The organism is Halomicrococcus pelagicus, from assembly GCF_050954125.1.
The window spans coordinates 115,690-128,715 of the sequence record NZ_JBPBWC010000004.1; the positions used below are offsets into that span (position 1 = coordinate 115,690).

Annotated in this window: 11 protein-coding genes and 1 pseudogene; 3 read left to right on the forward strand and 9 right to left on the reverse strand. The window is 63.2% G+C overall.

Annotation, left to right across the window (positions count from 1 at the left end; genetic code table 11):
- Positions 1–2 precede the first annotated feature (2 nt).
- Positions 3–736: pseudogene (locus ACRYA2_RS10360) on the forward strand (universal stress protein).
- Between the two features lie 166 nt (positions 737–902).
- On the opposite strand, the gene ACRYA2_RS10365 reads toward ACRYA2_RS10360, so the two are convergent.
- From ACRYA2_RS10365 to ACRYA2_RS10395, 7 genes are all read right to left on the reverse strand, one after another.
- Positions 903–2,051 (reverse strand): ABC transporter ATP-binding protein, encoded by a 1,149-nt coding sequence (locus ACRYA2_RS10365; protein WP_433627384.1) that lies wholly within the window; start codon positions 2,049–2,051, stop codon positions 903–905.
- 74 nt (positions 2,052–2,125) lie between these two features.
- Positions 2,126–3,037 (reverse strand): carbohydrate ABC transporter permease, encoded by a 912-nt coding sequence (locus ACRYA2_RS10370; RefSeq protein WP_433627387.1) that lies wholly within the window; start codon positions 3,035–3,037, stop codon positions 2,126–2,128.
- A 7-nt stretch (positions 3,038–3,044) separates the two neighbouring features.
- Positions 3,045–3,983, reverse strand: coding sequence for a carbohydrate ABC transporter permease (locus ACRYA2_RS10375; RefSeq protein ID WP_433627390.1), 939 nt, complete (start codon positions 3,981–3,983; stop codon positions 3,045–3,047).
- A gap of 13 nt (positions 3,984–3,996) precedes the next feature.
- Positions 3,997–5,250, reverse strand: coding sequence for an extracellular solute-binding protein (locus ACRYA2_RS10380; protein WP_433627392.1), 1,254 nt, complete (start codon positions 5,248–5,250; stop codon positions 3,997–3,999).
- 228 nt (positions 5,251–5,478) lie between these two features.
- Positions 5,479–6,633 carry a scyllo-inosose 3-dehydrogenase gene (gene iolM / locus ACRYA2_RS10385; RefSeq protein WP_433627394.1) on the reverse strand — a complete coding sequence of 385 codons (1,155 nt, stop codon included), beginning with the start codon at positions 6,631–6,633 and terminating at the stop codon, positions 5,479–5,481.
- A 103-nt stretch (positions 6,634–6,736) separates the two neighbouring features.
- Positions 6,737–7,540, reverse strand: coding sequence for an HpcH/HpaI aldolase family protein (locus ACRYA2_RS10390; protein WP_433627396.1), 804 nt, complete (start codon positions 7,538–7,540; stop codon positions 6,737–6,739).
- Positions 7,533–7,775, reverse strand: coding sequence for a hypothetical protein (locus tag ACRYA2_RS10395; protein ID WP_433627399.1), 243 nt, complete (start codon positions 7,773–7,775; stop codon positions 7,533–7,535). Before ACRYA2_RS10395 ends, ACRYA2_RS10390 begins: the two co-directional genes overlap by 8 nt.
- A 29-nt stretch (positions 7,776–7,804) precedes the next feature.
- Here ACRYA2_RS10395 and ACRYA2_RS10400 point away from each other — a divergent pair, with 29 nt between their 5' ends.
- Complete coding sequence (locus ACRYA2_RS10400) at positions 7,805–9,037, forward strand: mandelate racemase/muconate lactonizing enzyme family protein (protein ID WP_433627402.1); 1,233 nt, start codon at positions 7,805–7,807, stop codon at positions 9,035–9,037.
- Positions 9,038–9,040: 3 nt separating this feature from the next.
- Here the strand turns inward: ACRYA2_RS10400 and ACRYA2_RS10405 are convergent, their stop codons facing one another.
- Positions 9,041–10,105, reverse strand: a complete 1,065-nt coding sequence (locus ACRYA2_RS10405; RefSeq protein WP_433627405.1) for a Gfo/Idh/MocA family protein — start codon at positions 10,103–10,105, stop codon at positions 9,041–9,043.
- A gap of 107 nt (positions 10,106–10,212) precedes the next feature.
- Here ACRYA2_RS10405 and ACRYA2_RS10410 point away from each other — a divergent pair, with 107 nt between their 5' ends.
- Positions 10,213–11,223 (forward strand): C-terminal binding protein, encoded by a 1,011-nt coding sequence (locus ACRYA2_RS10410; protein ID WP_433627408.1) that lies wholly within the window; start codon positions 10,213–10,215, stop codon positions 11,221–11,223.
- 22 nt (positions 11,224–11,245) lie between these two features.
- Here ACRYA2_RS10410 and ACRYA2_RS10415 read toward each other — a convergent pair whose 3' ends face one another.
- Entirely contained in the window at positions 11,246–12,985 is a 1,740-nt protein-coding gene (locus ACRYA2_RS10415) for a thiamine pyrophosphate-binding protein (protein ID WP_433627411.1), read from the reverse strand.
- Positions 12,986–13,026: the final 41 nt, after the last annotated feature.

Sequence of the window (13,026 nt, forward strand, 5' to 3'; positions counted from 1 at the left end):
CCATGAGAGACCGACCATCGATACTCGTTCCGATTCGCGTGCTCGAAGGAGAAGCGATTCCGGAGGGCGTTCCCGAACTTCTCGCAAACGCCCACGTCGTGTTGCTGGGATATCACGTCATTCCGGATCAGACCGCTCTAGGACAGGCTCGAATGAAGTTCGAGGAACGCGCCATCCACAGGCTCGGCGAATACGAAGCGATATTCGAAGAGGCTGGGGCGGCGACCGAGCGACGACTCGTGTTTACGCACGACGAGCAGAAAACGATCGACCGAATGATTGCCGAGTACGACTGTCTGGCCGTCCTCATCCCGAACGCGACCGTACCGCCAGAGGAGGTGCTCGTCGCCGTTCGCGGTACCGTCGGGGCGGACCGTCTCGCCCGAATCGTCGCTGGCTTGTTCGGTGACACGGATATCCCGTGACGTTGTATCACGTAGCGGGTGCGGACGAAACCGACGATGATGTCCAGGCGGTCCTGGATGAGGTAGCGGACCGGTCGACGGATCTCGGGATGGACGGGTCGGCGATCGAGACGCGAATCGAACGCGACCGAGACGTCCTCGACGCGATCGTCGACGCCGCTGCGGCGTTCGACGCCGTCGTCATGGGCGAATCGGATCCGTCCCTGGTGACGTTCGTGTTCGGGATGCCAGTCGACCAGGTTGCCGAGCGGTTCCTCGGTCCGGTACTGGTGGTTCAGCACGAATCCGCCACGGAGGACGGCAACGGGTAGGGAGGTGATTCCGCTCGTCGGGTGTAGTTCCCGACTGGCTAGGTCGACGGACGCGACTCGGCGGGGAGCGCGTTTTTCGTCGCTTTCGTCGTCTGCAGTGGCGCGCCGTAGGACAGTGGTTCAGCGCGGATGGGTGACCAACGAGTTCCGCGCGTACCGACCGCTGTCACGTTTGGCCGTACTCCGAGGTGGCGACGCGGTGTTCGCGGTCTTCCTCACGAGCAATACGTTGCCCGGTCTCCGGGTCGAACCCGTGGACGAGTTCGTCCCGAATACCGAGCCAGATAGGCTCGTTGCGGGTAGCCTCCACGGTACTCGGTGCTTTCACCGTCAGTTCGATTGCCGCGTCTGACTCGTCACCGACGACGACGTCGATGATCTGTTCGTCGCCGAGCGGTTCGGTCACTTCGACCGTCCCTTCGATGGTGTAGTCGCCCGGCGTAGACCGGGCAGTGAAATACTGCGGCCGAACCCCGAGTTCGACGTGGTCGTAATCGGCGTAGCGTGCGGCGACGTCCGACTCGAATCGATACTCGAACGCGTCGACGTTTTGCGTCCGGACGAGTCCGTCCGCAGAGACCTCCACGTCGATGAAGTTCATGCTCGGCGAGCCGATGAATCCCGCGACGAACCGATTCGTCGGCTCGTGATACACTTCGTCGGGGGTGCCGACTTGCTGGATGTGCCCCTGATCCATCACGATCAGTTTGTCCCCCATCGTCATCGCCTCCTCCTGGTCGTGGGTCACGTACAGCGTCGTGATGCCGAGTTCCTTCTGGAGAACTTTGATTCGACCTCGCATACTGATCTTCAGCTTCGCGTCGAGGTTCGCCAGCGGCTCGTCCATCAGGAACACGGACGGGCGACGGATGATAGCACGACCGAGAGCAACCCGTTGCCGTTGTCCGCCGCTGAGATGGCCGACGTCCCTGTCCAGAAGCTCCGGAATTTCGAGCATCTCCGCGACCTCGTCGACGCGCTCCTGGCGGGTCGCCTTGTCCACTCCGGCAACCTTCAGCGGGTAGGCGATGTTTTTCCGCACGTTCATGTGTGGATACAGCGCGAAGTTCTGGAACACCATCGCCGTGTTTCGGTTCTTCGGATGGACGTCGGTCACGTCGTAGTCGTCGAGGTACACCCGCCCCGACGTCGGCTCGGTCAGTCCCGAGAGACATCGGAGGGTCGTCGTCTTCCCGCAGCCGCTGGGGCCGAGAAGCACGGCGAACTCGCCGTCCTCGACCGCGATGTCGATGTCCTCGACCGCGAGCGTATCACCGAAACGCTTCTCGACGGACTCGTATTTGACGCGCACCATCGACGTTCACCTTGATACGTGGTAACAGCGTGCGAGTACTTGTAGTTTCCTCAGCGAAGACGCGTTCGGTCGGTTCATTTCTCGACCGCCCCCATGCTGAACCCTCGCACGAGTTGATCGCGTGCAACGAACGCGAACACGAGCACGGGAACCAGCGCGATGGTTCCCGCCACGGTCATGTTCACCCATTCGACGGAGTACTTCGTGATGAATGACGCGAGGCCGACCGGGAGCGTCATCGCCGACTCGTTGAACGTGAGGATGATGGCGAACAGGAGCTCGTTCCAGGTGATTATCATCGTGAAGATGGCGGCCGCGATGAGGCCCGGTTTGACGAGCGGCAGGACGATCTTGAAGAACGCCCCGGCGTGCGTATGCCCGTCGAGGATCGCCGACTCGATGATACTCCGGGGAATCTCGTCGAAGAATCCCTTCATCATCCAGACCGCGAACGGAACGTTGAACATCACGTACACGAGAATGAGCCCCTGAAGCGTGTTCACGAGCCGGAAATCGCGGAGGATGACGAACAGCGGGATGATGGTCACGATCGGCGGCATGAACCGCGTCGAGAGGATGTAGAACGGGAGGTGGAAATCGAGGTTGTACGGGAAGTCGAACGCGACGAATCCGTAGGCGGCACACGCGCCGATGAGCGTCGCCACGATCGTCGTCACGATGGTGACCGTGACGCTGTTGACGATGAACCGGGTGAACTCCGGGCGCTGGGCAAACAACTGCAGATAGTTGCCGAACCCCATCTCGTAGGGGAGCCAGTGCGGCGGGAACGACAGTAGCGTTTTCCGGGTCTTCAGCGATCCAGTGATCATCCAGTAGACGGGGAACAGGGTCCAGACGAGATAGACCCCGAGTCCGAGGTACGTCAACCCCCTCGCGACCCCGGTTTCGACGAGTCGGTCGTACAGGCGTTCGCTCCGGGTCGGCATCGTGAACGGGAGTTGTCGTTCGTCTGGTTCTGTAGCCATGGTTCTGTTAGAATTCGACGTTTGCCGTTTTGACGAAGGTGATCGCGGTCACGAGGACGATGACGAGCAGCGAAATCGCCATCGCGGACGCCTCCCCCCAGTTGTTGAACCGGAAGGCGACGCGGTACATCTCCATGCTGACCACGTTGGTCGTACTCGCCGGACCGCCGCGGGTCAGGATGAAGACCTTGGCGAACACTCTGAGCGCGTCGACGACGCGAATGATGAGCACGAGCACGATGAGCGACTTGAGGTACGGAAGCGTGATGTCGATGAACCGCTGGCGGCGCGACGCGCCGTCCATGATGGCCGCTTCGCGCACGTGGTTCGGAATCGACTGCAGGCCGGCGAGCATCACCAGCACGACGAGCGGCGTCCACTGCCAGACGTCGGCGAGGATGACCGAGTAGAGCGCGACGTTCGGTTCGCTGATCCAGCCGACGTTGTGACCGATGATCGGTTGCGCGAGGAAATCGAGCAGTCCGTTCGGGGCGTACAGCAACCGCCAGATGAGTCCGATGACGGTCGGCGACAGAATCATCGGAATGAGGATGAGCGTCTGCAGGAGCCCCCGCTGCTTGAGATTTCTGTTGAGCACTATCGCGATAGCGAACCCGAGCAGGAACTCGGCGCTTACGGCGATGCCGATGAACTTCGCGGTTACCCAGAGCGAATGGAGGAACGCCTCGTTGCTGGCGAGGTCCACGTAGTTCTCCAGTCCCACGTAGGACCGTCCCACGGGGAGGAACCGGTGCAGCGACATCTCCGCCGCACGGACCAGCGGATAGAACGTGAGCGCGAACAGGATCACCACTGCAGGGAGCGTCAGCAACCACTGAAGATGGTCGTCGACCCACAGCAGGATCCGCTCTCGCCAGTCGTGCTGCGTTTCGATGATTTCTTCGAGGTCGCGCGTCGCCGACTCGTCGGCGGTGTCGATGGCCATAGTGCCGTCCGATTTACTCGTAGTATTCCGCCTGCTCCAGTATGCTCTCTACCTCGTCGTTCATCTGCGTGATCGCCTGCTGTGGCGATATCTGTCCGGTCAGTGCGGTGTTGAGGAGCCTGCCCTGGGTCGCCTCGAGTTCGCTCCAGAGCGGCGTCCGGGGCCGCCACTGCGCCGTCTGGAGACTCTCGAACAGCGCCGGGAACCACGGCTGAGCGTCCATGTTGTTCTGGAACGTGTCTCGTCGGAAGGGGACGCCGCCGAGGTCGACGTACATCTCCTGTGCTTCCTGCGAGACGAACGACCGCAGCACCTGCCCGGCGGCCCGCTTTTTCGCGTCGCTGACGAACGAGTTGATACCGGTGATCCAGTTGCCCTGCTGCGGGGCGCGTCGCTGGCCCTCCGGAATCGTCGTGAATTTGATGTTGTCCGCCTCGTCGGCCTGCTCCGGATTGAGGAGAATCGACGCGGCCGCGGGCCACGCGGGTGCCTGTGCGGCGCTACCGTCACCGAGGCTGTTGAGCACCTGGTCGCTGTCGAAGGACGCGACGCCGTCCGGGCTGATCGATTTCAGGTCATTGACGTAGAAGCTCACGGTTTCGGCACCGTTCTGGTCGTCCCACCGGTACCGCCAGTTCCCGTCGAACATGTCGCCGATTCTTGACATCCCCAGGCTGAAGAAGTTCGCCATGATGGGATTCCCGCGTCTTCCCCGGATGTTGTATCCGCTAGTGCCATCGATCTGCTCGTCGATCTTCCGGCCCGCGCGGAGCACGTCCTGCCACGAGTTCGGTTCCGACTCGTTCACCTGGTCGTAGAACTGCTGATTGTACGCGAACAGTTGCGTGTTACCGACGACGACGAGTCCCTTGAGTTGCTGTTCCTGGCCCTGTGCCGACGGCGGGTTCGGACCGCGCGGCGCTGGCCACGTCGCGATTTCGATCGTGGTATCGATGAACTGATCTTCCGGGATGTCGCTCGGCAGCCACTGCCGAATCGGGTCGACGTACTGGGCGAACAGTGGGAACCACGGATCGTCCATGAACACGATGTCGAACGCCGTTCCGTTCGTACTCAGGACGCTGTTCGTCCGTTCGAACAGGTTGGCGTACGGGAACAACGAGACGTCGACGTTGACCCCCGTGTCGTCCTGCACGTACTCGTTGATGAGACGACGGAACAGCTCTCCCTCTCCACCCCCGACCGCGGCTACAGAAACGCTCTGTGCGGCCTGGTTCGCTCGGAATCCACTAGCGTATCCCGACATCAATCCGGCCCCGAGTCCTGCCGTCGCACCGAGGAATCGGCGTCGCGTTCGTGAACGAACGGATGACTCTCCCCCCGCATCTCTGCCATGTGATGGCATGGCTCGATGTACAATATCACGGATAATAAAACGTTCTCTATTGTTCGCCTATGCTACACATACGGTTCGATCTACGGTCGCGAACTACGGCCATCCCGAACGACATCTCGGTCGGACGGAAAGAAGAGGTCACATTTCGATAAGCACCTTCCCGTCGATGCGCTCTGCCGCCTTTCGTACCGCGTCATCGGCGTCCGAAAGGCCGTACGTGTCGGTGACGAGCGGTAGATTGTCCAGATGCCCTGCGGCCATCAGCCGAATTACCCGGGGAAAGATCCGCTGACCGGTGTGGCCCTCGGATCCGTATATCTGGGCGGAGTTGCCCTGGTACTTCCTGAGATCGATCTCCGGGCTCGTTCCGGCGTTGCTGATGTGAACCACGTTCGCTCGCTCCGCCAACGAGTCCTCTATGGCGGGGTAGGTCTGTCGCACGGCCCCGGCCGTTTCGACGTGGACGTCGGCCCCCTCGCCGTCGGTCACGTCGTGGACGGTCGTAGTGGGATCTGCCACCGTCGGATCGAAGACGTGTTCGAAGCCGAGCGTGCGCGCGATCTCCCGACGTTCCGGCGACGGTTCGAACGCGATCACCGTCCCGGCCCCGGCGGCGCGCGCGACGTTCATACCCGTCAGGCCGATGGGACCGGCCCCGTGGAAGACGTAGTAGTCGCCGGGGACGATACCCTCCGCCCGGCCGAACAGCCCGTAGTACGTGATCGTACTCGGTTCGACCGTCGCCGCGGCCCGGAGCAGGTCGTCCTCGGAGTCGTACGACGCTCGAAGTGCGGACACGTCCCAGAGGATCTTCTCGGGGACTGCGACGTACTCCGCGTGTGCACCGGGAATCGTGAATCCGATCTGTTCGAAGTTCTCGCAGTGGCCGTGGAACCCCCGTCGGCACGTCTCGCACCGCCCGCAGTAGTCCGTCACCTCTGCCGTGACCAGATCACCCTCGGAAAACAGTCGCACGTCGGGGCCGGGTTCGACCACCTCACCTGAGAACTCGTGACCGAGAACGTTCGGCAGGCTAGCGTACGCCGAGTAGTGGAGGTATCCGTCGTCGTCCGTCTCTATCATCGAGACGTCGCTGCCGCAGACGCCAGCGTACCGGACCCTGACGAGCGCCTCGTCGGGCGCCGGCGTCGGTCGGTCACGGTCCACGACTCGCAGCGTCGGGTCCGTCCACACCTGAGACGCGTTCGTCGCGTTCCGCGTCCGTCGCTCGTCGTCGGTCAGGTCGTAGTCCGGACGTGGATTCCAGTCCCCGTCGAGGACGAGAGCTTGCATGTGAACAACTGTGGGACCGATTGGTATAATGTTGTGTGCTATTCTGTAACGCTCCGTCAGACGAGGCGTTCGCGCCGTACCTTCGGAGATGACGGCCGCACCGTCAGTTCCGACCCCCGGATTCGGTATCACCGATCCGGGAAACCGTCCGGTCGTAGAGTTCCTTGGCCTCCTCGTTCGCGGTACGGAGATGCGAGGTGTCCTTGCCGACGATCAGGAAGTCGAAGCCCTGTTCGAGTCGAGTCTCGACGTCGTCGGGGTCGACGGTGAGCGTCCCCACGGGAGTGTTCGAGCGATGTCCGGCCTCGACAACTCCTTTCATCGCGTCGGCGAGTCTGGGCGACTCCCACTCCGAGAACATCCCGAGGGAACTCGAGAGGTCCGCCGGCCCGACGAACAGCGCGTCGATGCCGTCGACTGCGGCGATCGCTTCGGCGTTTTCGATGCCCTCCTCCGTCTCGATCTGGACGATGGTGAGATTCGTTCCGTTGGCGGTGCGGACGTACTCCTCGAAGTCGCGTCCGTATCCCGACGCCCGACCGGACGCGACTCCGCGGACTCCTTCTGGCGGGTATCGGACCGCCCTGACGAGTTCTCTCGCCTCGTCGGCGGTTTCGACCATCGGTACCATCACCCCGTCGACGCCGATGTCTAGCACTCGCTTGAGTCGAACTGCGTCGTTCCACGGCACTCGGACGACCGTGGCCGTGGGTTCCTGGACGGCGTCGACTGCCCGGACGAGGTTCTCGACGGTTTCGAGATGCATCGCGGTGTGTTCGGTGTCCACGAGGACGAAGTCGAACGCCGACATCGCGCTGACCTCCGCGACGGTCGGATGACCGATAGATACCCACGTCCCGGCCGGATACTCGTACGCCCGAATGGATTCTTTCAGCTCGTTAGTCATGATTGTACAGTCGCTGGTCGTTTACGTCGGCGGTCTCCTGCCGTGAACTGCCCTGCTCCGAGGCGTCATCTGCAGATCTACTTCCGGTTTTCACGCCGAGCGACATAAAAATGCTCGCCGGGTTCACCTGCGCGGGGAGCAGTCGACACCCACCGGAAAGTATAATCCCGTCGCTACCGACACAGTCGTCGTCGCGGAACGTTCGAAGAGCGGAAGAGGCGGCCACTTTCGCCACGATTTCGCGTTCGCGGAACGGTAAAAGCCATGTACGAGGACTTTGCTTCGAAACTCGCGGCCACGATGTGGGCGGACTTCGACGTGACGCCCGACCGGGACGGGTCGACTGCAGGGGTAGAGATCACCGACCTCTCGACGAGGGTGATCGACGGGAACTTCCCGTGGACGCTCGTCACGGTCGAGACCGACGACGGGACGGTGGGCGTCGGCGAGGCCTACCCCTCCCCGGGCGTCCACGAAATCATCACCGACTACCTTCGACCGGTGTTGGTCGGTGAGAACCCCACCGACGTCGAACGGTTGTACAACCTGATGCGTGCGAGCCTCTCCGGTCGTGGCTCCCAGCAGGGCGTGGGAACGATCGCGATCAGCGGGGTCGAAATCGCACTGTGGGACGCGACGGGGAAGCTACTCGATCTGCCCGTCTACCAGTTGCTGGGCGGAAAGATGCGGGACTCGGTTCGAGTGTACGCCGATTGCCACGGCGGCGACGCGATGGTCTCGTCGGCCGAAGAGGGACAGACGGAGGAAACGTACCGGCCGGAGGCGTACGCGGCGGCCGCACGGAGCGCGGTCGACGACGGGTTCGACATCGTCAAATTCGACCTGGACGTTCCTGCCAGTCACGACGGTGATCGGAAGGCGCGCCACCTCGAAACCGCCGAAGTCGAACACAAACGCCGGCTCGTCGAGGCGGTGACCGATGAAGTCGGAACCGAGGCCGAGGTCGCGGTCGACCTGCACTGGAACTTCAGTCCGGAGGCCGCGGAAGCGCTCTGTCGAGCCATCGCGCCGTACGACGTCGCGTGGGTGGAGGACCCACTTCCGCCGGAGAACACCGACGCGCTGGCCGAACTCGGTCGGCGCGTCGACCTGCCGCTCCTGACCGGAGAGAATCGGTACGGTCGCCATGGGTTCCGCGACCTGATTGAGGACGAAGCGGTTGCTTTCCTCGCGCCGGACGTGCCGAAAACGGGCGGCATCGCGGAGACCAAGAAGATCGCCGATTTCGCCGAGACTCACTATCGGACCCTCGTCCTGCACAACATCGGCAGTCCGGTCGCGACCGTCGCCTCGGTGCACGTGGGCGCGGTGGTTCCGAACTTCCTGGCCCTCGAGTACCACGCCCGCGAGGTATCCTGGTGGGACGATCTCGTCGCGGGCGACGACCTCATCGACGATGGACGCATCGAAGTGCCGGACGGTCCGGGACTGGGCATCGAACTCGACTGGGGAGTCGTCGACGAGCACGAGCGGTGAGCATCACTCGTCCCGGTACGTCTCGAAGAGGTCGACGATGAGCGCCACGTCGTCGCGGGCTTCGGCGAACGTCGTACGCACGTCGGCATCACCGCGGACGCAGTCGACGAAGTACTCGAGTTCCCGTTTGAACGCCTCTTCCCGGGTCGGCGTGTAGACGGTGTCGGTGAGGTCCTCGACGCCCTGTTTCACTCGCAACGTTGCGGGGTTGTACCGAAGCATCGGATGGCCGAACTCGAGCGTGAGCAGACGGTCGGGCGCGTCGACGCGAACGTACTCTTCGAAGAAGTTACGGCCCGAGAGGCCGGTTTCGAGGATGCACCGTTTCCCGTCCTCGTACTCGAGTGCCGCCGTCGCGTACTTCCCGTCTGCGAAGATGTCGACGTGTCCGATCTCCTCGACGCGACCGAAGAGCCCGCGGAGCACGTTCACGTCGTGACAGACGTGTTCGAGCTGGAAGTCGTACGCCCACGCGAGCGTCTCGTCGGTCGTGCCGATCGCCTCCTCGACCTGCCTCCTGCGCTCGTCGGCGCTATCCTCGACGAACGCGTCCGGAAGCTCCGGGTCGACGAGGTCGTAGACCGTCGGGACGGTATGGGCGTAATCTGGATCGATGTCGAGGCAGGTGACGAGGTCGACCTCCTCGACTCGGTCGAGTTCCCGCTTCGCCAACCGATACGCCGGCTCGTAGCGCTTGTTGTACGCGACCATCGCGGTCGCGTCGGCGTCGTCGGCAGCCTCGACGAGACTGTCGGCGTCCTCGACCGTCACTGCGAGCGGTTTCTCGACGAGCGTGTCGATTCCAGCCTCCAGGGCGGGGACGGCCACGTCCACGTGCGTGTGCATCGGCGTCGTGACGATGACGGCGTCCAGTTCGGCCCCGAGATCTGCGACCAGTTCTGTCGGATCCGCGTATCGGTGCGGAACGGCGTACCGGTCGCCGACGGACTCGAGTACGTTTTCGGCGGGGTCGGCGATAGCGTGCAGCTCCGTCTCGGGGAACGCGGCGACGTTCGGGATGTGCATAATCTGTGCGATGCGCCCACATCCGAGGACTCCGAACTGCATCGTACCCCTCAACAAGCGTCGGGGATAAAAAGGTGTGTATTGGTATCGATTATCATCGTCCTGCGGGACTACCTTTATACTCTGGAACGGTGAAGCGGGGATAGCGTATGAGCACGGACGGAGGTCCACCGTTCGACGTTGGAGTGACCGGCGGACGGCAGTTCGACCTCGAGGTCGAGCGACGAGTCTTCGAGGGACTCGACGTGCAACTCCGACCGGTCGATATCGAAACGACGGACGACGCGATCGACGCGTTCGCCGACGTCGACGCGATAATCGACCGGCTCCTGACCGCACCGTACACGACTGCGGTCGTCGAGTCGCTCGCGAACTGTGCGGTCATCGCTCGCTGTGGCATCGGTGTCGATGGAATCGACACCGAGACGGCAACGAGGCGCGGAATTTACGTCGTCAACGTTCCAGACTACTGCCAGGACGAAGTGGCCGAACACACGCTCCTCTTGCTGCTCGCACTCACACGGAACCTCCTCGAGTACGACACGACGCTGAAAGCGGGCGTGTGGGAACGGCGGGTTCCGGACGCCGATATCCATCGGCTGAGCAGTTCGACGCTCGGACTGGTCGGGTTCGGCAGTATCGCCAGAGCCGTGTCAGGGAAAGCGCAGGCGTTCGGTATGGACGTCGTGGCAACCGACCCCTACGTCGACGAAAGCGAGATGGCCCACCACGGCGCGTCGAAACTAACGTTCGAACGCGTTCTGGAGACCGCGGACGTCGTCTCCGTCCACGCACCACTTACGGAGGAAACCAGGGGGCTCGTCGACGCGGACGCGTTCCGGACGATGAAGGAAACGGCGGCACTGATCAACGTCTCGCGGGGGGAAATCGTCGTCGAGGACGCTTTGATCGCGGCGCTCGACGCCGGTGAGATAGCGGGGGCAGGCCTCGACGTGTTCGAAACGGAGCCGTCGGGACGGCGAGTGCCGTTCGAGAGCGACCTCCGGGACCGGGACGACGTCGTGCTCACCCCGCACGTCGCGTGGTACTCCCGGGAGGCGGACAGGGAGCGTCGCCGCAAAGCGGCACGGGACGTCCGCCGGATTCTCGAGGGGACCCGACCGGAGAACGCGGTGAACCACCCCGACGGAGTGTCGTAGATCGACGCAAACAGCGAGTGGATCAGTTCTCCAGGTCGGCGAGGTCCCACTCGCCGGTGACGATCGCCCCCGAGTCGGGATCGTCCGGCCGAACCATCGCCTCGACGACGGCCGGTCCGTCGTGTGCGAACGCGTCGTCGAGGACGTCGCCGAGCGCTTCGGGTTTCACAACTCGCTCGGCGAACTCGACGTTGAACGCGTCGGCGAGCTTCAGGTAATCGATGTCCGTCTCCGGGTCGAACTCGGTGTCGAGCACCCGGTCCCAGCCGTACTTCTCGACCTGCAGGTTCCGAATCGACTTCCAGCCGTGGTTGTTGAGGACGAGGTACACGAGGTCGACGTCGTGCTGGACCGCGCAGGCGACCTCCTGGTTGGTCTGGAGGAAGCTGCCATCGCCCTCGACCGCGACGACCTGACGACCCGGACGAGCGAGTTTCGCGCCGATGGCGGCGGACACGCCGAAGCCCATCGTCGAGAACCCGCCACAGGAAACGTTCGTTCGCGGTTCGTAGACCGGGAATTCGGGATTGGTCGTCTCCTGCGGTTGGCCCGCGCTGGAGACGACGATACCGTCTCGGTCCATGGACTCTCGAAGGGCCGCCAGGACTCGAGAGATGCTCATCGGCACGCCGTCGTCGGCTCTGCGCGCTTCGACCATCTCGACCCACTCGCCCCAGCGTCGCTGGACTTCGTCGTAGTATTCGTTGTCGTCCGTCTCGACCGGTTCGGTCCTGTCGGCCACAGCGTCGTGAATCTGGTCAGTGACGACTTTGGCGTCGCCCTGGATGCCCACTTCGACCGGGTAGTTCTTGCCGATTTCGTGGGGGTCGATGTCGACGTGGACGAGCTCGCTCGGCGGAATCTCGAAGCTCACGCCCGGTTCGAACGACGAGGTGTGGAGATCCGAGAACCGAACGCCGATGGCGAGGATCACGTCGGCGTTGCTGGCGAGTTCGTTGGCCGCGGTACTCCCGATCCAGCCCGCGTAGCCGACGAAGAGGTCGTGATCCTCGGGAACGACCCCCTTTCCCTGGAAGGTGGGACTGACCGGTGCCCGCAGATACTCGGCGAGGGTCCGAACCTCGTCCCACGCCTCGGACAACACGCACCCGCCGCCCGGGACGATGACGGGACGGTCGGCGTCCGCCAGCAGGTCGGCGGCCGCCGCGACCGACTCGGGGTCGCCACCGGGACGGCTCTGCACCCGCGAGCGCTCCGGGTCGGGTATCTCCACGTCGACCACGGCACCCTGAATGTCCATCGGCACTTCCACGTGAACCGGGCCGGGACGACCGGTCAGCGCCTCCTGAAAGGCACGCCGAAGAATTCGCGGCAGTCGCTCGACGTCGTGGACGACGAAACTCTGTTTCGTGATGGGCTCCATCACGCTCGGGAAGTCACCCGGCTTCTCGCGCTCTATCTCCTGCAAGATACCTTCCCCGTACTCGTGGGTCTGGGGACCGCCGGTGAACACGACCATCGGAATCGAATCGACGAAGGCCGTCGCAACTCCCGTCACGGTGTTCGTCGCGCCTGGCCCGATGGAAGTGAACACGGCCAGCGGTTTCCCGCTCGCACGAGCGTATCCGTCCGCGAGGTGGGCCGCCCCCTGCTCGTGTCGAGGCTGTATCACCTCGACGTCGGAGTCGTTGAACGCGTCGAGTAGGTTCGTGCTCCCGTGTCCCGGAATGCCGACGAGATACTCTACTCCCTCCTTTTCGAGATACTCGGCGATGATCTCGCCCCCGTTGAGCTCCGCCATGACAACGAACACCATCGACGATTCGGCGCTTAAAGATTCGG